Origin of the sequence: Longimycelium tulufanense (assembly GCF_014645795.1) — a bacterium.
Lineage (GTDB): Bacteria > Actinomycetota > Actinomycetes > Mycobacteriales > Pseudonocardiaceae > Longimycelium > Longimycelium tulufanense.
Map to the genome: position 1 here is coordinate 17,963 of NZ_BMMK01000020.1, position 22,178 is coordinate 40,140.

The window sequence follows — 22,178 nt, forward strand, 5'->3', positions numbered from 1 at the left end:
CGCAGGAGGACCTGGTGACCCGCATCGTGATCATGGGAGGCGGCCCCGCCGGCTACGAGGCCGCGTTGGTGGCCGCGCAGCACGGCGCCGACGTCACCGTGGTCGAGTGGGAGGCGCTGGGCGGCGCCTGCGTCCTCTACGACTGCGTCCCGTCCAAGACCTTCATCGCCTCCGCCACCGCGCGCTCGGCCTTCCGCAACGCCGGCGAGCTGGGCATCCGCACGCAGAACGACGACGCCGCGGTCGAAGTTCCGGTGGTCCACGGCCGGGTGAAGGGCCTGGCGCTCGCGCAGTCCGCCGACGTGCGGGCCCGCCTGCAGCGCGAGGGCGTGCGGTTGCTCACCGGCAACGCCCGGCTGTGCGACGACCAGCCCGGCCTGGCCCAGCACCGGGTCGGCGTGGAGCTGCCGGACGGCGGTCACGAGGTGCTGCCCGCCGACGTCGTGCTGATCGCGACCGGCGCCACCCCGCGCGTGCTGTCCGGCGCCGAGCCGGACGGCGACCGCATCCTCACCTGGCGGCAGATCTACGACCTGCCCGAGCTGCCCAAGCACCTGATCGTGGTGGGCTCCGGCGTCACCGGCGTGGAGTTCGCCTCCGCCTACACCGAGATGGGCGTGAAGGTCAGCCTGGTCTCCAGCCGCGACCGGGTGCTGCCGCACGAGGACGCCGACGCCGCGGCGGTGCTGGAGGAGGTGTTCGCCGAGCGCGGCACCACGGTCGTCAAGCACGCGCGGGCCGAGCGGATCGAGAAGACCGCCGACGGGGTGACCGTGCACCTGCAGGACGGGCGCACCGTCGAGGGCAGCCACGCCCTGATGACCGTGGGCTCGGTTCCCAACACCACCGACATCGGTCTCGACCGGATCGGCATCGAGGTCGCGCGTGGCGGCTACATCCCGGTAGACCGGGTGTCCCGCACGTCGGTGCCCGGCGTCTACGCGGCCGGCGACTGCACCGGCGTGCTGCTGTTGGCCTCGGTGGCGGCGATGCAGGGCCGGATCGCCATGTGGCACGCCCTCGGCGAGGGCGTGCAGCCGATCAAGCTCAAGACCGTGGCCGCGAACGTGTTCACCAACCCGCAGATCGCCACGGTAGGCATCACCCAGCAGGCGATCGACACCGGCGAGGTGCCGGCCCGCACCATCATGCTGCCGCTGGCCACCAATGCCAGGGCCAAGATGGAGGGCCTGCGTCGCGGGTTCGTGAAGCTGTTCTGCCGACCCGCCACCGGTGTGGTGATCGGCGGTGTCGTGGTGGCCCCGGAAGCCAGCGAGCTGATCCTGCCGATCGCGTTGGCGGTGCAGAACCAGCTCACCGTCGAGCACCTCGCCTACACCTTCGCGGTGTACCCGTCGTTGTCCGGCTCGATCACCGAGGCCGGGCGGCAGCTCATGCGGCACGACGACCTCGACTGAGTGTGACGGCGCCCGGGGGTGCGCCCTCCCCCTGTCGCGTGCGCGGATGACCGTGCACGTCGCCGGATGATCCGGCAGGCTCCTTGCGTCGGGGGTGCCGACGGCTGGTGCGGCGCCCGTAGCGCTAGCCACGGCGGAGGCTCGTCATGGGAAAGCGAGCGCACGCGGTGCTCGGGTCCCTACTCGTCGGGGCGTTCCTCGCCATCGCGGTACCCGGTTCCGCGCAGGAGGAGGGCGGCACCAGACCCACCGACGCTCCGGTGTGGATCAAGGTGTCACCGGACCATGCCGAAGCCGGCGACCGGGTGCAGGTGCAGGCTGCCTGCGAGGCACTCAGCTGGGGGCCGGTGGTCTCCGATGCGCTGCGGGCCGAGACGCTGGAACGGCCGGCGGAGGGACACCAGCCGTGGGCGTTGTACGCCCAGGCCACGGTGCTCGACGTCACTCCCGGTACCTACCCGGTCTCCTTCCGCTGTGGGCGGGGACGCGCGGACACGGCCGTCACGGTGTTCAACGCGGGGACCGTCCGGGTCGTCACGAAGTCGGAGACCGGCGCCGGTGACGGAGAAGACGGTCCCAAGGAGGGTGGCGTCCTCGCCCTCATGATTGCCGGCGGGGTCGTTCTGGTCGCCCTGGCCGGTGCCGGGGTTGCGCTGACCCGCCACCGGAGCGGACGTCGCTAGTGGGTGACCGCTTGCCTTCGCCGGGTTGACAGCATTCAGGCGTCCCTGACGCCAGCACTCGTGTCGACCCGGTGAACCTTTCTGGCCACCGCACCAGGGCCAGTTATCAACATGCTGGCGAGTTGTCCACAACTTGCGATCTTGTTTTTGCCCCGCCTTCCGACGGCTCACTACGCTGGACGCGGGGCGCCAGCCCCGGAGGGGGCCGTCCGCTGAAGCGGCAGCCAGCTGTGGGCCAGTTCATTACGGGGTTGCGTCAAGATCGCCGTATTTAGTGATCAGCGGCCGAACGGGTTAACGGTCTGCGCGTGTGGGCGATGTCAGGGGTGGAGAGCGTGATCACTCCACTCGTCATCGTCCTGGGAGTACGTGCAGATGAGCATGCGGTTGCCTGCCGAGAGCGAACTGTCGGCCCAGCAGTGGCTGCGGCCGGTTCTCGCCGCGGCACTGCTGGGTGGTCTCGCGACGGGGGCGGTGAGCTGGAGCCAGCAGGCGCGGGTCGAGTTCACCGCCCCCTCGCCCATCGACATCATCGGATCGCCCGCCACGACCGGCTTCGGCGGGGTGGCCGCCCCGCCGGTGGTCCGAACGCCCACCGCGGCCGAGGAAACCAGCCGGCCCACCGAGACGCGGAAGCCGACGCCCTCCGGCCGGCCGGAGCCGACGGTGCGGCCCGCTTCCACCGCGGCGGTGCGGCCGATCCCCATGCCGACGCCGGCTCCTCCGCCACCCCCGCCGCCGAGGGAAACCATGCAGCCACGAGCAAAGACCGCACCGACGGCAACGCAGACGTCCACCAATACCTCGTCGGGCGGGGAGCGGGGAATCCTGGTGCCCTGCCTCCCCGGCATGTGCGGGCGGTAGGTCTTCGCCGAGTTATGGCTTGTTCCTGCAAGCCCGTAAATACGGGGTGACACAGGGAAAGCGGCCATACGTGGGCATGGGACGTTGGCCGTGCAGGCGTAGCGTAAGACCCGCGAGCCTGATGTCACACGACAACCCGGAAGATGTCGGGTGTGCGATTGCGCATGCCACGGCGGTGATCCGCCGCTGGGCAACTGAATGGCCCCGTGTGCGGCTGAGGGGGTCGGTTCACCAAGCGGCGCCCGACAGCTGGCGAAGACACGAAACGACCCGCTGCCCAACGGGCTTCCATTGGGCAGCGGGCCGCCGCTAGTCCACAGCTGACTGTCTACTCAGGATCGCTTGACCCAGTCGAAGGTCTTCGTGACGGCCTTCTTCCAGTCGGCGTAGAGGGACTCGCGCTGGGCGTCGCCCATCTTCGGGTCCCATTCCTTGTCCTTGGCCCAGTTCGACCGGATGTCGTCCTCCCCGGACCAGAAGTCCACCGCGAGACCGGCGGCGTAGGCCGCACCCAGCGCGGTCGTCTCGTTCACCACCGGGCGGATCACCGGCACGCCCAGGATGTCCGCCTGGAACTGCATCAGCAGCTCGTTGACGACCATGCCGCCGTCGACCTTCAGCGACTTCAGCGGCACCCCGGAGTCGGCGTTCATCGCGTCGATGACCTCGCGGGTCTGGTAGGCCGTCGCCTCCAGCACCGCCCGCGCCAGGTGACCACGGTTCACGAACCGGGTGAGGCCGACGATCGCGCCCCGCGCGTCCGCCCGCCAGTAGGGGGCGAACAGGCCGGAGAACGCCGGCACGAAGTAGGCGCCGCCGTTGTCCTCCACCTCCGAGGCCAGCTTCTCCACCTCATCCGCCGAGCCGATGAGCCCGAGGTTGTCGCGCAGCCACTGCACCAGCGAGCCGGTGACCGCGATCGAACCCTCCAGCGCGTACACCGCGTCCTTGCCGTCGAGCTTGTAGCACACGGTGGTGAGCAGCCCGTTCTCGCTCATCACCTTCTCGGTGCCGGTGTTGAGCAGCACGAAGTTGCCGGTGCCGTAGGTGTTCTTGGCCTCGCCGACCGACAGGCACGCCTGGCCGAAGGTGGCGGCCTGCTGGTCACCGAGGATGCCGGCGATCGGCCGGTCGCCCAGCGCGCCCCGGTGCCGGACCTTGCCGTAGACCTCCGAGGAGGACCGGATCTCCGGCAGCATCGACATCGGAATGCCCATTTCGGCACAGATGTCGGCATCCCAGGACAGCGTGTCCAGGTCCATCAGCAGGGTGCGCGAGGCGTTCGTCGGCTCGGTGACGTGCACCCCGCCCTCCGGGCCGCCGGTCATGTTCCACAGCAGCCAGGTGTCCATGTTGCCGAAGGCGAGCTGCCCGGCCTCGGCCCTGGCCCGGACGCCCTCGACGTTGTCCAGGATCCACTTGATCTTGGGGCCGGAGAAGTAGGTGGCCAGCGGCAGGCCGGTGGTGGTCCGGTACCGCTCCTGGCCCCCGCCCAGGCCGCCGAGCTTCTGGCAGATCTCGTCGGTCCGGGTGTCCTGCCAGACGATCGCGTTGTAGACGGGCCTACCGGTGGTGCGGTCCCACACCACCGTGGTCTCCCGCTGGTTGGTGATGCCCACCACAGCGATGTCCGCGTTCACCAGGTCGGCCTTGGCCAGCGCACCGGCCGCGACCCGACGGGTGTTCTCCCAGATCTCCTCGGCGTCGTGCTCCACCCACCCCGCCTGCGGGAAGATCTGCCGGTGCTCGAGCTGGTCGACCGAGACGACGCGGCCGGCGTGGTCGAAGATCATGCAGCGGGTCGACGTCGTGCCCTGGTCGACGGCGGCGACGTACTGGGTCATGGCTCCTCGCTTCCAGGTTGTGCGGTGCCGGGTCACGGGGTCGGTAGCGCCAGGAACAGCAGACCGGCCAGCGCGCCACCTACCAGCGGGCCCACGATAGGCACCCACGAGTAGGCCCACTCCGCGCTGCCCTTGCCGCGGATCGGCAGCAGCGCGTAAGCGATGCGCGGACCGAGGTCACGTGCCGGGTTGATGGCGTATCCGGTGGGACCACCCAGCGACGCGCCGATGCCGATAACAATGAAGGCAACCGCGGCGTAGCCCAAGGCCGAGTTTCCGAACTGTGGGACACCGTCCGGCCCGGCCTGTGCGCCCGGGCTGAGCAGGATCCAGAACACCAGTACGAAGGTGCCGACGATCTCCGTCAGCGTGTTCCACAGCTTGCGGTCCACGGTCGGTCCGGTGCAGAAAATACCGCGCGTGTTCGCCAGGTCATCGTGCGTGTCGAACTGCAGCTTGTAGGCCAGGTATGCCACGACCGCACCCACGAACGCGCCAACCACCTGCGCGGTCATGTAGACCGGCACCTTGTCCCAGGCAAGCTTGTCCGCGGCCGCCAGGCCGATCGTCACGGCCGGGTTGATGTGCGCACCGCTGGGGGCGGCGATGCTGGCGCCGGCGAAGACGCCGAAACCCCACCCGATGTTGATCAGCAGCCATCCACCGTTGTGCCCCAACGTCTTTCTGAGCACAACGTTCGCAACAACGCCGCAACCGAGCAAGGCCAGTGTGGCGGTGCCGAGGAACTCCCAGAGGAAGATTTCGGCATTGCTCATCGCGGACCTCCTTGTCCGTCCCTCGCCCTGCACCGGTCCGGACACGGGGAACGGACCGCGCGGACGTTACCCGCCAGTAGCGGGCGGGAGGCTACCTGCACCGCTCGGCAGTGCTGCGGGAGGCTACCGAGCACACCCTCGTCTGTCCACTGTTTGCGCAGCTCACGCGGGTTGCCACGGACTGTGAAATCGGGCCGCGGGGGCACACTTCGAGCGGCACATGTCCACCGGATGCCCCATGCTGGGCGGTAGCCTGCTGATCGGGTGATGCCGCGGTTGCGAGGGAGGCGGGTACCGGTGGCCGACTCGGAGCACCGAGGAGCTGAGGTCATCACCGGCCGGCTCGGCCCGGCCGAGCGTGCCGACGCGTGGCGGCGGCTCGGATCGGAACAGTTCGACCTGGTGATCATCGGCGGTGGAGTGGTCGGGGCGGGCGCGGCACTGGACGCCGCGACCCGCGGCCTGAGGGTGGCCCTGGTGGAGGCGCGGGACCTGGCGTCGGGCACCTCCAGCCGGACCAGCAAACTGATCCACGGTGGCCTGCGGTACCTGGAACAGCTCGAGCTCGGGCTGGTGCGGGAGGCGTTGCGGGAACGTGAACTGCTGCTGACCCGGCTTGCCCCGCACCTGGTGAAGCCGGTGAGCTTCCTGTACCCGCTCAGCCACCGGTTCTGGGAGCGGCCCTACACCGCGGCCGGTCTGTTCCTCTACGACAGCATGGGCGGGGCACGTTCGGTACCGGGCCAGAAACACCTCACGCGGGCCGGCGCGCTACGCATGTGCCCCGCGCTCAAGCGGGACGCCCTGATCGGCGGCATCAGGTACTACGACGGCCAGACCGACGATGCCCGCTACGTGATGTCCCTGGCTCGCACCGCGGCCCATTACGGCGCGGTGGTACGGACGTCCACGCAGGTCGTGGGGATGTTGCGCGAGGCGGACCGGGTGTCCGGGGTGCGGGTGCGCGATGCCGAGGACGGAAGCGAGACCGACGTGGCGGCGCACGCGGTCGTCAACTGCACCGGCGTGTGGACGGACGAGATCCAGCGCCTGTCCGGAAGCCGTGGGCGGTTCCGGGTGCGTTCCAGCAAGGGTGTGCACATCGTGGTCCCCCGGGACCGGATCGTGTCCGACACCGGGATGATCCTGCGCACCGAGAAGTCGGTGTTGTTCGTGATTCCTTGGCGCAGCAACCACTGGATCGTCGGAACCACCGACACCGACTGGAACCTCGACCTGGCGCACCCGGCGGCCACCAAGGCCGATGTCGACTACATCCTGGACCACGTCAACAAGGTGCTGGCCACCCCGTTGACGTACGAGGACATCGAGGGCGTGTACGCCGGGCTGCGGCCGTTGCTGGCGGGGGAGAGCGAGGAGACGTCGAAACTGTCGCGCGAGCACGCGGTGGCCCGGGTGGCGCCCGGGCTGGTCGCGATCGCCGGCGGCAAGTTCACGACCTACCGCGTGATGGCGGCCGACGCGGTGGACGCGGCCTCGGCCGACCTGTCCGGCCGGATCGCACCCTCCATCACGGACAAGGTGCCGTTGCTGGGTGCGGACGGCTATTTCGCGCTGGTGAACCAGGCGGACCAACTCGCGGCCCGGCACGGGCTGCACCCGTACCGGGTGCGTCATCTGCTGGACCGCTACGGGGCCCTGGTACACGAGGTGCTCGCGACGGCGAAGGACCGCCCCGAGCTGCTCAAACCCATTCCCGCCGCGCCGGACTACCTGCAGGTCGAGGTGGTGTACGCGGCGGCGAACGAGGGTGCGTTGCACGTCGAGGACGCGCTCACCCGGCGCACCAGGATCTCGATCGAGTACCCGCACCGCGGCGTGGACTGCGTCGAGCCGGTGGCGCATCTGATGGGCGAGGTGCTGGGCTGGGACGGCCAGACGATCGCCCGCGAGATCGAGGTGTACACGGCGCGGGTGGAGGCCGAACGGGACTCGCAGACCCAGCCCGACGACCAGGCGGCGGACGCCAAACGCTCGGCCGCCCCGGAAGCCCGGCAGAGCATTTCCGATCCTGTTGCCTGAGCGGTTCCACAATGGACAGATAACTCGAGGGCTCTTCCTTACCGGCCCTCGGTACACAATTCTTGTCGGCGGATGCTCTGGGAAGTCTTCACGGGGATGGCTAAAAAGCCCACCCCCTACTGCCCAGTATAGTTGATCTTGCTTAGCTGGGCAAGATCACTGAAGAGGGGATTTGGTGCACTGGCGGCGGTCCCTGGGCGCAGCTTCGTGGTCTCTCACGGTCAGGTGACCGTCCCGGTCGGGTTCGGCACGCTGCCATCGCCCTCGGCTTCCCCGAGCGCTTCCTCGACGAGTGCGGTCAGGCGGCGCTGATCGGTCGGGCAGACCGTGCTCCACGCCCCGCAACCCGACAGGCTCCGCCGGATCTGCAGGTAACGACCGCGGGGCGTGTCGAAGAACCCGACGACCCACTCGGTTCGGCGCCGGCGGTCGAGCCTGTCGCGCGCCGCCGCACCGAACTGCCCTCGGTTCCCGGCCTCGGCCACCATCGCCGCGAGCGCCCGCGCATCCTCCGCACGCACTCCACGCTCCCGGAGTGCCCGCGCGAACCCGTCCGGGGTTCCGTCGCAAGCGGCCGCCGCGGCATCCAGGTTGGCCGACGGCACGCTCACCGAGTGGCCGAACCCGGGACCACACGGCGGCAGTACGCCCACCGCTGCCCGCGGCAGGCCGGACGGCGTCACCGGGCGCAGCGTCAACTGGTCCCCGTCGAGTACGGCCAGCACCGCTTCGTCGCCCCTTGCCGCGGCCAGCACGCGAACACTGCGGTTGAGCCAGATCCGCGCGTCAACATCGCGATCCGGTCGCGCAAGCACCCGCAGCAGCTCCGGGATCCGCGGGTCGAGGCGCGCCGGGCCGCCCAGCCCGCGGGCCAGCAGCCCCGCCCACGCCGTGTCGGCGATCTCCGCCCTCTCGGTCCACGTACGGCCCGGGGAGGCAACCTTGACCACCAACGGCATCGGTCCCAGCTCCAGGTGCTCCCAGAGCACGTCGAACTCCAGCGTGGTCAACGTGATCGGTGCATCGTCGACCGAGGTGCCCAGCAGGTCGATCACGACGCGTCCGTCTCCCCGATCACCGGTGGCGCGATCCGCTGCCGCGAGCCGTGCGGGCTGTAGTCCTCGTCAACGTCGAAGACATCGTCCGCCGACAACAGATAGTCCGGCCGCTCGTGGTCCTCGTCGTCGTTCCCCCCACCTTGTCCCACCGGCGCAAAAGCCGCGTCCCCACGGGAATCCGTCACGCTCCGCCGGTGTGTCGTACCCGAGCCGCCGAGCATCGGGCCCGCGCCGACCATCCCGATCGGTGCCGCGCGTCCGGCTCCGGCGTGACCGGCTCCGGACGCCGTGCCCTCCCGCAGGGCCGCATGCAGTGACTCGGCGGGCCCCAGCGGACCCCGCCGCATTCCCGGCGTGTGCTCCGGCTCGGCGGCCCCGGCCGCGACCACCCCCGGGCTCATCCAGGTCGACAGCGAACTGCCCCGCGACGGAAGGTCCTTCGCCGGCGCTGGTCCCGGCGACGACGGTGCGACACCACCCGGCCGGCCCTGGCCGGGCTGCCCGGCAGGCCCACCACCGGGGCGCGGACCCGGTGCCGCGGCGCCGAGACCGGAACCGGGCGCCGATGCGCCCGTCTTCGACGGCGCCGCCGAGGATCCGGTCGACGGTGCCGCAGCCGCCGGGTTGGTGGCCGCGGGACGTACCGTCCTGGCAGGCCCCGCGATGGCCTTGGTCTCCGGCGAGGTCGGCGAGCCGAGCACCGAGAAGCCGCCGGGTGCCGGGCGGGCGGGCTGTGGGCTGGTCCGCGTCGGAGTAGCCCAACCACCCGGCCGCGCGGCCCCCATCCCGGTGAGCAACGCTCGACCGACCAGGCCGGCCACCGTGCCACCGACCGCGAGTGCGGCCGCCGGACCCGCCACCGCGATCTCCGGTGGCGGGCTGAACTGGCTCAGCGTGCTGGTGTTGCTGCTGGTGCTGGCCTCGTAGGTGGCCATCACCTCGAACGCCTTCTGCTCGGCCGCGTCGGCCGCGGCCTCCTGCCGCTCGTAGTCGGTCTGCCCACCGAACAGGTGGACCAGGCCGCTCACCGCGGCGGGTGGCTGCTCGGCGGTGACCTCCACCGGCGCCGGCATGTCGGCCCGCGCCTTGCTCACGTGGTCGGCCTGCAACTCGGCCGACAAGCGCATCACCTCGGCGCTGTGCTGCGCGTCGCTCGCCCACTGCCCCAACGGGTTGAGCCCGGCCCGCGCGGCGTCGGCGGCGGCCCCCTCCCAGCTACCCCCGGAACGCTCGAGGGCGGCCGCAAGATCGCCGTCGATCTCCCCGAGCGCCTTGGACAGCTCGTTCCATCGTCCCGCCGACGAGGCGGAGGCGGCCGGACCGGGGCCGGCGTGGATCTGTCGGTAGAGCTCCTCGTGCGTATACCCGCGCCAGCGGTGGTCGCCCATACCGCGCCCTCCTGATGGCGTTGTCAGCGCTGTTGGGGTCCCCAGAGGGCGGTGTTCTCACCCTCCGCGGTCCGGTACTGGTGCTCGGCGCCCTGCAACGCCTCCGCCGCGGCCCGCAGCTGACGCTGGTAGCCCTGCAGCGCGGCGAGTGCGGCCTCGCTGCCGCTCACCGAGACGCGGTTGAACCGCTCGGCGGCCTCCGCGCTCACCGGGTCGCCGGCCCACGGCCGGATGCGCAGGTCGGTCACGGCCATGTCCACCTGGGGGTCCAGCCGGCTGAGCGCGGCCTCGAAAGCACGCCGCAGCTCGGGAATCGCCGCCGGGTCGACGTGCAGCGTCGGCTGGCCAGCGGCGTCCGGCTCGCCGGGTGGGGAACCGTTCTCGGGGCGCGACGTGAACGGCATGAGCTGCCCTCCCAGGAGTCACGTAAGGCTCGATCACTGTATCCACCGAGAGTGATGATGTGGAGTGGCCCACGTGACGTTCACGCAGTCCGGGAACCAGGGATTTCACCCGGGAACGGTAGTGGTCGCGGCGCGCCCCGCCGCCCGGTTCGTCCCGACCGGCCCGTAGCCACAGCCCGCGTACACAGGTGCTTTCCCATGGGCCGGTCGCACGGCGCCCGCAGCGGTTTCATCGCGCGAGAAACCACGTTTCGTGCGACGAGAAACCACCGGGAAGGAGGAAGCGGCCTACGGCGTGTTGGCGGCCAGCGTGGACACCGCCTCCTCGGCGATCTCCCGTGCCCCGGCGCACAACGTGTCCAGCGGTGGAACGTGCTGGTTTCCGCCGTCCCGCAGGAGAATGTCGAGGAACTGGGCGTCCGCCACGTCGACCTCGACGTTGCAGAACGTGTCCTGGCCGGGGGTCCGCACCTCCAGCGCGGGGAAGCCGGCCACCTGGATCGGCTTCGCCTCCACCTGCGCGGTCCCGTCCAGCCACACCTCGATTCCCTGGTCGGTGACCAGGGCGAGCCGGGTTGCCACGCCGCGGTGGTTGTCCCGCATGCTGCACGCTCTGGCGTGGGAGAACCGTGAGTCGGTATAGGGCTTGGGCGGCCCGTCCAGGCCGAGTTCCGCGCGCTGCCGTGGAGTGAGCAGGCTGCACGGATCGACCATGTCCAGCGGCAGCTCACGTGGACGTTCCGGCAGCCCCGGCTTCGTGGTCGTCGGCAGGGGAGCGGGCGCCGTCGCGCGTCCGGAGTGGGCGGTGCCGCCCCACGTACAGCCGCTGGCGAACAACGCCATGGCAAGCAGAACGCATCCGGTCCATCCCGGCCGCAGCCGACCCCACACGGCGCCGTACGGTAGCGGACCGGACCACCGATGACGGGATCCGGTTGTCACGTCACGGATCGGTGGCCAGCCGTGACCAGACCAGCACGTCCTCCCGCGCACCGTCGACCAACGCCGCTGCGCGCAGCCGGCCGTCCAGTGTGAAGCCGCATTTCTCGGCAACGCGGCGGGACGACGTGTTGCTCGCCGCGTGGGCGTAGCCGATGTAGTGCAGATCCAGGGCGCCGAAGCCAAACCGAAGGACGGCCCGCAGCGCCACGCCCATGATCCCCAGTCCACGCCAGTCCGGGTGTGTCCAGCAAGACGCATTGGCGAAGGCTTGGTGGAGGTCGACATCTTTCAGCCCGACCTCGCCGACCATCTCGCCACTGACCGGCTCCGCGATGGCCCACGAGTAGCGCTCGTCGCGCTCCCACTCCGCGGCGCGGCGCGCCACGTACTCGCCCGCTGCCGCCAGGTCCGGGATCTCGAACTGCGGGGTGTACCGCTTCAGCGCCGCCTCGTTGAAGGCGGCCGTGATCGCGGGCCGATCGTCGATCGCCGAGTCGGCCCGGATCTGCCGCAGGTACCAGGTGCCCGTGTTGATCTCGACAGGCTGCACGGGTCGACCCTATCCACTGCCGTGTGCGGCCCGGTCCGCGTCGTCCCCCAAAGTGTTCGCGGGCGGTGCCAGCTCGGTATGTGGGCCTGTTTTGTTTCCGGACCTGCTTGCCTTCGCGGACCCGACGGCCGTCGGCCGAGCCTGCCGGGTCTGGTGTCGCCGTGCCTAGTCCGCCTGGCAGGTGAAGCCGTCGCGTCGCTCGGCGAGGCGGTCGAGGGTGTCCTGCCAGCACGCCGCGGGCAGCCCGTCGGGCGCGGTCTCCACGACGATCACCCAGTCCACGTCCTCGGCGTCGTCCTCACCGGCCAGCATGTCCCGGTGCACGGCACAGGGCGACCAGCCGTCGGTCGCCAGCTCCTCGGCCAGCTGTTCGGCCTCGTCGCGGTCCGGCAGCACGAGGTAGATCCCCGGCGCCGAGCCCGTCCCCGATGAACCACCGCAGCCCTGCCCGTCGAGCAGGCCGTGCGCGGCGAGCGCCTCGCGCAGCGCGGCCGTGGTCGGGACGTGGGCGGTGCGCAGCCCCAGCGCCGCCGCGGCCGTCACGTTCCGCTCCTCGTCGTCGACGTAGAGCGTCCGGCCGGGGGAGTGCTGGAGCACGCGCAACGCACGCCGGAACGCCTCCGGGTCCGGCTTGGCCGCCCCCAACCGGTAGGACGCGACGACCGCGTCGACCTCCTTGTCCAGCCCCAGCAGACGAAGATCGGTCCCCAGCGACGACGTCGCGTTCGTCAGCAACGTCACCCGGCACCGCTTCCGGGCCGCGCGAACCAGCTCCAACGCCTCGGACACGACGAAGCCGGTGCGGCGCCACGCCGTCACCGCGGCCTGGGCGGCATCCACCGGCACGCCGTCGGTGACGAGCCGCCGCACGATGGCCTCCCGCCATGCCGCGTCGTCCACCTCGCCGAGCAGCGCCGGCCGGATGACCTCCGGCCGGAACGCCGCGGCGGCCAGCACGCCCCTGGGCAGCCGGTGGACGCCCTCGATCACGTGATCGGGCTCGAAGCCGCGCAGCACACCGTCCAGATCGAGCAACAACAACGTGGGGTGGGGCTCAGCCACTCCGCCTCCCGGCACCGATGACGAGGAACAGGACCACGATCAGCGGCAGCATGATCATCCAGTGTCTGGTTACCACGAGGAGCGCGAGGCCGGCGACGAGGGCCACGGCCAGCAGCACGCCGACCCGGAGCCGGGGGCGGTGTGCCGGCGGTCCGGTGGCGTCGGGGGTGCGGACCACCGCGGAGCCGACGAAGCCCGGCCGCGGGTCCGGCAGGTCGTCGAACAACGTCACCAGCTCCGACCGGAAACGGGCCCGGGTGGCGCGGGCGCAGCGCTCGTCGTACTCGCCGATGTCCAACCGGCCGGCACCGAGGTGCTCGGCCAGGGCGGCGATGGTCTGCTCCCGCTCGGTGTCGCCGACCCGCAGGTCCCGTCCCGGCTCCCGGCCGGTCATGCCCGACCCCTGCCCCGCTGACCGCCGGCCGGATCACCGCGCTCGCCGTTCGGCCCACAACATTCCGCGTCCTCGCCGCGCAGCGCTTTCGCCACCACGTAAACGGCCGCGGGGAGGAGGAAGACCAGCGGGCCGAGGGGGGTGGTGAAGAACAGGATGAGCGTGATGATGCCGGACAGTCCCATCGCCGCGTCGCCCAGCCGTCGGGCGAGGGTCGGTTCGGTGCGGGGTGCCGGGCTCCTGCCGCCCTCCGTGGGGGCGGGCGCGCTCCCGGCGGCCGGCACCGGCAGGTCGAACCGGGGGTGTGGCTCGGGCAGGTCGGTGAACAGGTCGGTCAGCTCACCCCGGGTGCGGACGGTGGTGACCTTCGCCGTGCGCTCCCCGTACTCCTCGACGTTCAGGCGGCCGGCCTGGAAGTGCTCACCGAGCAGCGCGAGCGCGTTCTCGCGCTCCGTGTCGCCGATGCGGATCCCCGAGGGCGGTTGCTGGGTCACATCCCGATCGTACGGCGGGCGCGACGGCGTGGGACCGGGTTCGGTTGATCCGCGAGCAGCCTTGACCTGGCCCGATGCCCGGGAGGTCGTAGGTCGGGAGGAAACCGACGAACGCGGCGCCCGAGGTGCGCCAGCACCCGGACGCCGCGCCCGACCCGATTGCGTCAGCCCTTGATCTCGCAGAGGACCGTGCCCTGGCTGACCGTGCTGCCGGGCTCGGCGGCCAGCGAGGTGACCGTGCCGGCCTTGTGCGCGGTGACCGGGTTCTCCATCTTCATCGCCTCGAGCACCAGCACCAGGTCGCCGGCGGCGACCTCCTGGCCCTCCTCGACCGCGACCTTGACGATCGTGCCCTGCATCGGCGCCGCCACGGCGTCGCCGGAGGCAGCACCCCCCGACTTGCCGGTGGCGCGGCGCCGCGGCTTCGCCTTGGCGCCCGCACCCGGGTTGGCGGTGCCCACGGCCAGGTCACCGGGCAGCGAGACCTCCAGCCGGCGCCCGCCGACCTCGACCACGACCGTCTGCCGCTCGGCCGCTGGCTCCACCTCGGCGCCGTCGCTGAACGGCTGGACCGTGTTGTCCCACTCGGTCTCGATCCAGCGGGTGTGTACCAGGAAGCCGTCCTCGCCGGTGAAGGCCGGGTCGCGGACCACCAGCCGGTGGAACGGCAGCACCGTGGCCATGCCCTCCACCACCATCTCGTCCAGCGCCCGTCGGGCCCGCTCCAGCGCCTGGGTCCGGTCGGAGCCGGTGACGATCAGCTTGGCCAGCAGCGAGTCGAACTGGCCCCCGATCACGCTGCCGGACTCCACGCCGGCGTCGACCCGTACGCCCGGCCCGGCCGGCGGCTCGAACCGGGTCACCGTGCCCGGGGCGGGCAGGAAGTTGCGCCCGGCGTCCTCGCCGTTGATGCGGAACTCGATGGAGTGGCCGCGCGGGGCGGGATCGGCGTCGAACCGCAGCTTCTCGCCGGCAGCGATCCGGAACTGCTCCCGCACCAGGTCGATGCCGGTGGTCTCCTCGCTCACCGGGTGCTCTACCTGCAGCCGGGTGTTGACCTCCAGGAACGAGATCGTCCCGTCCAGGCCGACCAGGAACTCCACGGTGCCGGCGCCGTGGTAGCCGGCCTCCCGGCAGATGGCGCGGGCCGCCCCGTGGATCGTCCGCCGCTGCTCGGAGCTCAGGAACGGGGCGGGTGCCTCCTCCACCAGCTTCTGGTGCCGCCGCTGCAGCGAGCAGTCCCGGGTGCCGACCACGATGACGTTGCCGTACTGGTCGGCCAGCACCTGGGCCTCGACGTGCCGGGGCTTGTCCAGATACCGCTCGACGAAGCACTCGCCGCGGCCGAAGGCGGCCTGCGCCTCGCGCACCGCCGAGTCGTACAGCTCGGGGATCTCCTCCAGCGTCCGGGCCACCTTCAGGCCACGGCCGCCGCCGCCGAAAGCGGCCTTGATCGCCACCGGCAGACCGTGCTCGGAGGCGAACGCGACCACCTCGTCCGGGCCGGACACCGGGTCCTTGGTGCCCGGTACCAGGGGCGCGCCGGCGCGCGTGCCGATGTGTCGGGCGGTCACCTTGTCGCCGAGGTCACGGATGGCCTGCGGGCTGGGGCCGACCCAGGTCAGTCCGGCGTCCAGGACGGCCTGGGCGAAGTCGGCGTTCTCGGACAGAAAGCCGTAGCCCGGGTGCACCGCGTCCGCGCCGGACCGCTTGGCCACCTCGATCAGCTTGTCGATGACCAGGTAGGACTCGGCGGCGGTGGTGCCGCCGAGGGCGAATGCCTCGTCCGCCATGCGGACGAACGGGGCGTCACGGTCGGGATCGGCGTAGACGGCGACGCTGCCCAGACCGGCGTCCTTGCAGGCTCGGACCACCCGGACGGCGATCTCGCCCCGGTTGGCGATCAGCACTTTGCGGATAGTGCGCTCCGCGGCCGGCTCGGGCACGCCTACCTCCTCGTGTCGCGTCCCACGCACCCTGCTCTGCGCTGCGCGGGCGTTTCCGGCTGAGTTTATGGTCGGCGCGGGGCGCGCCGACCGAGAGCCGCCTCACTCGTTGTTGACGGGAGGTGCCACGCAGTGCCCGCTGGACGCCCGCCGCGCCCGGCCGGTCCGTCCCGCTCGGTGGTGGTCACCATGTGGCTGGCCGCCATCGTGGCGACGGCCGCGCTGGTCACGGCCGCAGCGCTGCGCGCGGAACCGGCGGGAACGGCGTCGGATGCCTCGGTCGCCCCTTCAGCGCAGGGTACGCCCGTGCCACCGAACGCCCCGATGAAGTGTGGTGGAGACCCCTGCGAGCGGCTGGCCTCGGCGACCGTGGCCGACGAGGAGGTCGAGCTGCTGGTCGGCACGGATGGCCGGAGCGGCCGGGTGCGGATCGCCGGGCGGTCGGGGGCGAACGTGTTCGAGACCGGCCTGCCCGAGTCCGGGGTCCGGCTGACCGCGGACTCGCTGCGGTGCGCCGACCTCGGCCGGCCCGCCTGCCTGGTGCGGGGACCGGACGTCAGCGGGGTGCTCGTCGGTGAGGTCTACGCCCGCGACGACGACGGCGCCTGGTTCCGGCGGGCCACGATCCACTCCGACGCCGGCTACCTGGAGCTGGGGCAGGTCGACGGTGCGGAGGGGGTGCGGGTCATCGCGCTGCAGCGGTCCTGCGGGGACGAGTCGCCGAGCTGCCGGCGGGTTGTGGCGCAGGTGGTCGACGTGAACGGCGAGGACATCTCCTGCACCCGCGCGTTCGAGTCGCGGGAGCAACTCCCGGGCTGGCCGAACCCGAAGTTGCGCCCCGACCAGCTCGAGGAGTGCTTCTGACCGGTCAGGACGCCTCGACGTTCCCCGGTCACGTGGCCGGGCCCGTGCGCCGTGCTAGCTCGGTCACCGAGAGCCCGGGCGCCTTGCCCGCGAGGTCGTGACGCACCCGCAGGGTGCTGACCGCTGTGCTGGAGGCCGTCAGCTCGGCCGCGAACAGACCAAGGGGTGGACACCGCGGCGGTGTCCACCCCTTTATTACGTCTGTGCTGGTTTCAGACCGTCGCCGGCTGTGGGGCCGGAGCCTTCTCCCGCTCGACGACGTCCTCCTGCTCGAGCGTGTCGCGCCGCGGCGCCGCAAAGGTCTTGTCGTCCAGCATCCCCTCGCTGCGCGCGACCACGACCGGCACGACCATCTGACCGGCCACGTTCGTCGCGGTCCGCATCATGTCGATGATCGGGTCGATCGCCAGCAGCAGCGCGATTCCCGCCAGCGGCAGGTTCAGCGTCGACAACGTCAGCGTGAGCATCACGATCGAGCCCGTGAGCCCGGCGGTCGCCGCCGAGCCGACCACGGACACGAACGCGATCAACGCGTAGTCCTTCAGGCCCAGCGGGATTCCGAACACCTCGGCCACGAAGATCGCCGCGATCGCCGGGTACACCGACGCGCAGCCGTCCATCTTCGTGGTCGCACCGAACGGCACCGCGAAGCTCGCGTACTCCCGCGCGACACCGAGGTTGTCGACCGTCGTCCTCTGGGTCAGCGGAAGAGTGCCGACCGAAGAGCGGGAGACGAAGGCGAGCTGGATCGCCGGCCACGCGTTCGCGAAGAACCGCAACGGGTTGACACGACCGAACACCCGCAGCAGCACCGGGTACACCACGAACAACACCACCGCGCACGCCACGTACATGGCGATGGTGAAGTTGGCCAGCGGCTTCAAGGCGCCGAACCCGTACTGCGCGGTGGCCTTACCGATCAGTCCGAGCGTGCCCAGGGGTGCCAACCGGATGACCCACCAGAGGGCCTTCTGCACGATTTCCAGCAGCGAGCGGTTGAAGTTCAGGAAGGGCTCCGCCTTCGCGCCGACCCGGTAGGCGGCGATACCGACCACGATGGCGAGGAAGACGATCTGCAGCACCTCACCCTCGGCGAAGGCGGCCACCGGGTTGGCCGGGATGATGCCCTGCAGGAAGTCCAACCAGCCGCCGGTGCTCTTCGGCTGGTAGTTCTGGTCGACCGCCAGCGTCACGCCGCGCCCGGGCTGCGCGATGAGCCCGGTCGCCAGGCCGATCAGCACCGCGACCAGCGAGGTGATCCCGAACCAGAGCAGGGTCTTGCCGCCGAGTCGGGCGACCGCGCGCGGACCACCCTCGATGTCACGCAGGTTGGCGATGCTCACCACGATCGCGGTGAACACCAGCGGGATGACGGCCAGCTTGAGCAGCTGGACGAAGGTGTTGCCGATGGTGGCCAGGGTGGTGGCCAGCCATGCGGTGTCGGTGGTCCGGGCGATCAGGCCGAGGACGACACCCAGCACCAGGCTGGCGATGACCTGGACGCTGAAGGGAATCTTTCGCAGCGCGCTGAGCACGGCACACTACTCCGGGTGTGTCGGAGGGATTGCGGACGCGGGAGATGTGCTTCAGCGAGAACAGATGGCGCTGGCCTGCCGTCGGAGGTCGACGTGCAGGCGTTCGGTGAGAAGCCAACCAAGGTCCATAGCGCTCGGTGCAACCCTAAGCGCCGCCCGGACTGTTCCCGGGTCAACTAACAGGTGAGAACTGTCACGCTCCGGATACGGCCGTCCGGCTCAGTCGTCCCTCCGCCACAGGTCGGTGACACTGACCCCGACCTCGCCCAACAGGTGGCGGGTGAGCGGCAGGCTGATGCCGATCACGCTCGAGGGGTCACCGTCGACACCTTCGATGAACCACCCGCCGTAACCGTCCAGCGTGAAGCCGCCGGCGACCACCATGGGCTCCCCGGTGGCCAGATATGCCTCCAGCTCCTCGTCGGTCGGGGTGCCGAACCGTACCGTGGTGCTCTCGCTGCCGTCGGCCTCCGCCGTGCGCCGGCCGCCGCCGAGTCGGACCACGGCGTGCCCGGTGACGAGTTGGGCGCTGCGGCCGGCCACCCGTGCCCATCGCTCGCGGGCCCGCTCCGGGGTACCCGGCTTGCCGACGATCTCCGGGCCGTCGGCCACCAGCATCGAGTCGCAGCCGACCACGACCGCGTCCGGGTACTCGCCGGCCACCTGCTCGACGACGGCCTCGGCCTTGGCGAGGGCCAGCGCGGTGACCAGCTCGGCCGGCCCGGGGTCGACGAGCCGGGCCGCGACCGCGTCCTCGTCGACGCCGGAGACGACCACGACGGGGTCCACCCCGGCCGCACGCAGGACCGCCAGCCGGGCGGGGGAAGCCGAAGCGAGCACCAGGCGCATGGTTTTCGAGCCTAAAGGCTGAGTCGGAACGCGGATGCGGCCGTGCACCAGACCACCCTTTTGTGATCTTGCCCTCCCTCGGCAAGATCAACTAGAGTAGAGAATTAGGGGGTGGGCTAGTTGCCATCCCCGTGAAGACTTCCCAGGGGTGCACGGGTACGTTGCTCGGCCGCCCCGGTGCGTCAGCCGCGTACCACGTCGCCCTCCAGGCGGATCTCGGGCTCGGTGGGGATACGGTCCGGCCGGATTTCGGGTTCCCGCGCTTCTCCGCGCATCGGCGGCGGCGTGCCGGCGATCGGCAGGTGCACCGAGGATTTGTTGAGATCGATGGTGATCTGCGGAGGCTGCGCGGGAGCGACGATGAAGTGCCCATCCGTGCCACCGATGATCAAGGCCAGCTGGTGGCCGGCCGGCACGACGTGGTCGGTGGTGGAGAGCCGGAAGGTCATGGTGTAGGGCGCACCGGGTCGCAACCGCTCACCGTGGCGGAGCGAGGCGTGGTTGCCGATGTCCGCCCACCCGCGAGCGAACACCTCGAGATCGACTTCTTTGGTCGTCGTCGCCGTGTCCCGGAAACAGGCGGTGTCACCGGGCCGGCTGGAACCCCAACAGGACTTCGACGTCAGGGTGTGGACACCTTCACCCGCACCCAGATAGTCCCGGATCGTGTTGGGGCCGTAGTGGACCAGGACGGCCGAGACGTGCGCGGTCGGGGTGGAGGAGCGCACGGTGACCGTCACCTCACCGGTCCCCGACAGCCGGAGATCCTCGGCGAGCGGCCCGGTGTTGAACACCACCCGCTCCGAGAAGGGCTGGTTGGGTTGCTTGGCCCAGTCGAACTCGCTCTGGCGCGGGTCATCGGTGAACGATTCGGTGGCCCCGGGCCCGGGCGGCTGCACACCGAGCCGTCCGATACCGGGAGTATCGCCCCGGCGCATGCGCAGGGAGATCCCGTTTGCGGTCGGCCAGCTCGGCTCGTCCACCCACTGGTCGGGATGACGTTCGATGCTCACGACCGGCTCGCGGTCGATGCCGTTGGGAACGTTCAGCAACCAGCGGTCGAACCAGCGGTGCAGCGTGCGCACCCACTCGGCACGGCGGAAGTCGAACGGGTCCACGTGCCCGGCCTGGCCGAGCCACAGCTTGCGCGGCACGCCCGCCTTCGCCAGCTCGTTCCACCACTGTCCGAAGTGGATAGTCTTGACGTTCAGATCACCCTGGCCGTGGACAACGAAGACGCTCGCCTTGACTCGTTGGGCTCCCGGCACGTAGTCACGAGCGGTCCACAGTGGAGTTACGTTGCCGTTCGCCGGGGCGCCCCTGGAGAGGCCGTCCTTCACGTGCCGGCAGTCCGGCCGACCGCCGTTCTCCTCCACCGTCCTGGCCAGCCGATCCGGGTTGAAGCCGAACGAGACGCCGTCCGAGCGGTAGTAGTCGTACCAGGAACTGATCGCACCGATCGGTACGATGGTACGGAGTCCGGGGACGCCGAGGGCCGCGACGCCGTTCGCGATCGTGCCGTCGTAGGACTTGCCGATCATGCCGACCGCGCCTGTCGACCAGCCTGCTCTCACGTGTCTGCCGCCGGCCTTTGCGTCGTATCCGTTGGCGCGACCGTTCAACCAGTCGACCACGGCTTTGGCCGACATCACGTCGGACCGGCCGCCGACGTCGACGCAGCCTTCCGACCGGTTCGTACCCGCCAGGTCCACCAGCACGACCGCGTAACCACGCGGCACGAAGTAGTTGTCGTAGAACAGTGGGAAGCCGACCGGGCGGCCGGACTTGTCGTATGTCTTGTGTTCGCTGTCATTGCCCCGGCCGCAACAAGAGAAGTACGGGCTGGCGACCATGATCACCGGAACCCGTTGACCACGTGTCGCCGGCTCGGCGGGTCGGATGATGTCGGCCGCGACCCGGTCCCGGACGTTGTCGCGGTCGCCGTCCATACCGATGTCGACCCACACCGTCTCGCGGACGGCCCGGGCGAAGTCGTAGATTGGCTGTGTTACGCCAGTTGTCACCACATGTGCCGGGCTTGGTTCCGCCGAAGCAGGGGCTGCCAGTGCGGACAACAGCGTGGCGAGCGCAGTGAGGGCAAGGAGTAGACGACGCGACACCGAACACCTCCCGCTGCAGGGTGATCGGCACGCTACTGGTGATGATCAGTGGCAAGGCAGGGTCGATCGTCGGTACCTGGCCGTATCAGCGGAACGGATTCTTCACGACGAGTTGGGCTGAACGGCGGCCGTGCCGCAGCTGCTCCGAAACGAGTCGTTCGGCCCCGCAACGGAGAGCGGCTTCGATGATCAATGCATACCAGTAAGGCGAGAATGTGCTCCTCAGGTGCCGGTGGCCTTCGTCCAAGTCGTTCGCGTACACCAGCACATTGGTATCGATAAAGATCGGTTGGGTAGAGGTCACCACCGGTCGTAGAGGTCCTCTCGACGCCAGTGACGACCACCACGACCTATGGCTTCGTCCATGGCCTTGAGCGCGACCTCTCGCGCTTGCTCACAGCGCTCCTCGGCCGTGGCGAGCTTGGTGACCTGCTGCGCCAGCAGCCTGCTGAGAGACGTACCGCGCTTGGCGGCGACCACCTTGGCCAGCTGGATGACCTCCTCATCCAGCTGGATCGTCACGTTCTGCTTGGACATAACCACAGAATTTCGCGTGGAACACGTGATTGTCACGTGGGCTCAGCGGGGAAGGGCGGAAGCGCGCCAGGCCCGGGGGCCAGGATGCAGCGGCCGCCGCATCCGCGCCGCCGGATCGGCCCACAGCGACCGCTCCTTGGCCGCCGGCTCGGCCGCCGCACCGGCCGCCAACGACAGCCCGGCCACCACCGCGGTCAACGCGGCCAGCTCGACGTCATCCGGGGTGCCGCGCACCACCCGCAGCACCGGGCGCTGGTTCTGCTCCGTCACGGCAACCTCCTGCACTTGTCCGGCACACCTGCATCCCGTCGACGACCGCGAGCGTAGCCAGCACAAGCACCACTCACGGTCATCGTCCAGCTTCGGGCGAGACGAGCCGGGGCCGACGCGCCGCGGCAGTACCGGCC

At 70.5% G+C, this 22,178-nt stretch carries 23 protein-coding genes; 4 read left to right on the forward strand and 19 right to left on the reverse strand.

Going from position 1 to position 22,178, the window contains the following annotated elements:
* Nucleotides 1-14 precede the first annotated feature (14 nt).
* Together IEY55_RS19740 and IEY55_RS19745 are read left to right on the forward strand one after the other, a co-directional pair.
* Complete coding sequence (locus IEY55_RS19740) at nt 15-1,418, forward strand: NAD(P)H-quinone dehydrogenase (protein ID WP_189059982.1); 1,404 nt, start codon at nt 15-17, stop codon at nt 1,416-1,418.
* Nucleotides 1,419-1,564: 146 nt separating this feature from the next.
* Nucleotides 1,565-2,101, forward strand: a complete 537-nt coding sequence (locus tag IEY55_RS19745) for a hypothetical protein (RefSeq protein ID WP_189059983.1) — start codon at nt 1,565-1,567, stop codon at nt 2,099-2,101.
* 320 nt (nt 2,102-2,421) lie between these two features.
* Here IEY55_RS19745 and IEY55_RS19750 read toward each other — a convergent pair whose 3' ends face one another.
* The 3 genes from IEY55_RS19750 to IEY55_RS19760 all read right to left on the reverse strand — a co-directional run bounded on the left by IEY55_RS19750 (nt 2,422) and on the right by IEY55_RS19760 (nt 5,585).
* Nucleotides 2,422-2,952, reverse strand: a complete 531-nt coding sequence (locus IEY55_RS19750) for a hypothetical protein (RefSeq protein ID WP_189059984.1) — start codon at nt 2,950-2,952, stop codon at nt 2,422-2,424.
* Between the two features lie 345 nt (nt 2,953-3,297).
* The gene (gene glpK, locus IEY55_RS19755) at nt 3,298-4,809 is read right to left on the reverse strand and encodes a glycerol kinase GlpK (protein ID WP_189059985.1); all 1,512 of its coding nucleotides are present in this window, start codon (nt 4,807-4,809) and stop codon (nt 3,298-3,300) included.
* Between the two features lie 32 nt (nt 4,810-4,841).
* Nucleotides 4,842-5,585, reverse strand: coding sequence for an MIP/aquaporin family protein (locus tag IEY55_RS19760; RefSeq protein WP_189059986.1), 744 nt, complete (start codon nt 5,583-5,585; stop codon nt 4,842-4,844).
* A 330-nt stretch (nt 5,586-5,915) separates the two neighbouring features.
* On the opposite strand from IEY55_RS19760, the gene glpD reads away from it, so the two are divergent.
* On the forward strand, nt 5,916-7,628 hold the full coding sequence (glpD, locus tag IEY55_RS19765; RefSeq protein WP_229686570.1) for a glycerol-3-phosphate dehydrogenase: 1,713 nt from the start codon (nt 5,916-5,918) through the stop codon (nt 7,626-7,628).
* A 221-nt stretch (nt 7,629-7,849) separates the two neighbouring features.
* Here the strand turns inward: glpD and IEY55_RS19770 are convergent, their stop codons facing one another.
* The 9 genes from IEY55_RS19770 to IEY55_RS19810 form a co-directional block, all read right to left on the reverse strand.
* Nucleotides 7,850-8,683 (reverse strand): ESX secretion-associated protein EspG, encoded by an 834-nt coding sequence (locus IEY55_RS19770; RefSeq protein WP_229686555.1) that lies wholly within the window; start codon nt 8,681-8,683, stop codon nt 7,850-7,852.
* Entirely contained in the window at nt 8,680-10,074 is a 1,395-nt protein-coding gene (locus tag IEY55_RS19775) for a PPE domain-containing protein (RefSeq protein ID WP_189059988.1), read from the reverse strand. The genes IEY55_RS19770 and IEY55_RS19775 overlap by 4 nt, the downstream gene beginning before the upstream one ends.
* A gap of 23 nt (nt 10,075-10,097) precedes the next feature.
* Nucleotides 10,098-10,478, reverse strand: a complete 381-nt coding sequence (locus IEY55_RS19780) for a PE domain-containing protein (RefSeq protein WP_189059989.1) — start codon at nt 10,476-10,478, stop codon at nt 10,098-10,100.
* Nucleotides 10,479-10,766: 288 nt separating this feature from the next.
* Entirely contained in the window at nt 10,767-11,369 is a 603-nt protein-coding gene (locus IEY55_RS19785; RefSeq protein WP_229686556.1) for a DUF3558 domain-containing protein, read from the reverse strand.
* Nucleotides 11,370-11,421: 52 nt separating this feature from the next.
* Nucleotides 11,422-11,970, reverse strand: a complete 549-nt coding sequence (locus IEY55_RS19790) for a GNAT family N-acetyltransferase (RefSeq protein ID WP_189059990.1) — start codon at nt 11,968-11,970, stop codon at nt 11,422-11,424.
* 165 nt (nt 11,971-12,135) lie between these two features.
* Nucleotides 12,136-13,032, reverse strand: a complete 897-nt coding sequence (locus IEY55_RS19795; protein WP_189059991.1) for an HAD family hydrolase — start codon at nt 13,030-13,032, stop codon at nt 12,136-12,138.
* Entirely contained in the window at nt 13,025-13,426 is a 402-nt protein-coding gene (locus IEY55_RS19800) for a DUF1707 SHOCT-like domain-containing protein (protein WP_189059992.1), read from the reverse strand. Before IEY55_RS19800 ends, IEY55_RS19795 begins: the two co-directional genes overlap by 8 nt.
* Nucleotides 13,423-13,920, reverse strand: a complete 498-nt coding sequence (locus IEY55_RS19805; protein WP_189059993.1) for a DUF1707 SHOCT-like domain-containing protein — start codon at nt 13,918-13,920, stop codon at nt 13,423-13,425. Before IEY55_RS19805 ends, IEY55_RS19800 begins: the two co-directional genes overlap by 4 nt.
* A 164-nt stretch (nt 13,921-14,084) precedes the next feature.
* The gene (locus IEY55_RS19810; RefSeq protein ID WP_189059994.1) at nt 14,085-15,866 is read right to left on the reverse strand and encodes an acetyl/propionyl/methylcrotonyl-CoA carboxylase subunit alpha; all 1,782 of its coding nucleotides are present in this window, start codon (nt 15,864-15,866) and stop codon (nt 14,085-14,087) included.
* A 132-nt stretch (nt 15,867-15,998) separates the two neighbouring features.
* On the opposite strand from IEY55_RS19810, the gene IEY55_RS19815 reads away from it, so the two are divergent.
* The gene (locus IEY55_RS19815; RefSeq protein WP_189059995.1) at nt 15,999-16,730 is read left to right on the forward strand and encodes a hypothetical protein; all 732 of its coding nucleotides are present in this window, start codon (nt 15,999-16,001) and stop codon (nt 16,728-16,730) included.
* 212 nt (nt 16,731-16,942) lie between these two features.
* Here the strand turns inward: IEY55_RS19815 and IEY55_RS19820 are convergent, their stop codons facing one another.
* From IEY55_RS19820 to IEY55_RS19840, 7 genes are all read right to left on the reverse strand, one after another.
* Nucleotides 16,943-18,265, reverse strand: a complete 1,323-nt coding sequence (locus tag IEY55_RS19820; protein ID WP_229686557.1) for a dicarboxylate/amino acid:cation symporter — start codon at nt 18,263-18,265, stop codon at nt 16,943-16,945.
* A 51-nt stretch (nt 18,266-18,316) separates the two neighbouring features.
* Complete coding sequence (locus IEY55_RS33045) at nt 18,317-18,394, reverse strand: putative leader peptide (RefSeq protein WP_373290033.1); 78 nt, start codon at nt 18,392-18,394, stop codon at nt 18,317-18,319.
* A 90-nt stretch (nt 18,395-18,484) separates the two neighbouring features.
* Nucleotides 18,485-19,114, reverse strand: a complete 630-nt coding sequence (locus IEY55_RS19825) for a Maf family protein (protein ID WP_189059996.1) — start codon at nt 19,112-19,114, stop codon at nt 18,485-18,487.
* A gap of 182 nt (nt 19,115-19,296) precedes the next feature.
* Nucleotides 19,297-21,234, reverse strand: a complete 1,938-nt coding sequence (locus IEY55_RS19830; protein WP_189059997.1) for a Xaa-Pro dipeptidyl-peptidase — start codon at nt 21,232-21,234, stop codon at nt 19,297-19,299.
* A gap of 85 nt (nt 21,235-21,319) precedes the next feature.
* Entirely contained in the window at nt 21,320-21,541 is a 222-nt protein-coding gene (locus IEY55_RS32145) for a PIN domain-containing protein (protein WP_229686571.1), read from the reverse strand.
* Nucleotides 21,535-21,771 (reverse strand): DUF6364 family protein, encoded by a 237-nt coding sequence (locus IEY55_RS19835; RefSeq protein ID WP_189059998.1) that lies wholly within the window; start codon nt 21,769-21,771, stop codon nt 21,535-21,537. The genes IEY55_RS32145 and IEY55_RS19835 overlap by 7 nt, the downstream gene beginning before the upstream one ends.
* Nucleotides 21,772-21,813: 42 nt before the next feature.
* Nucleotides 21,814-22,041, reverse strand: coding sequence for an acyl-CoA carboxylase subunit epsilon (locus IEY55_RS19840; RefSeq protein WP_189059999.1), 228 nt, complete (start codon nt 22,039-22,041; stop codon nt 21,814-21,816).
* Between the last annotated feature and the right edge of the window lie 137 nt (nt 22,042-22,178).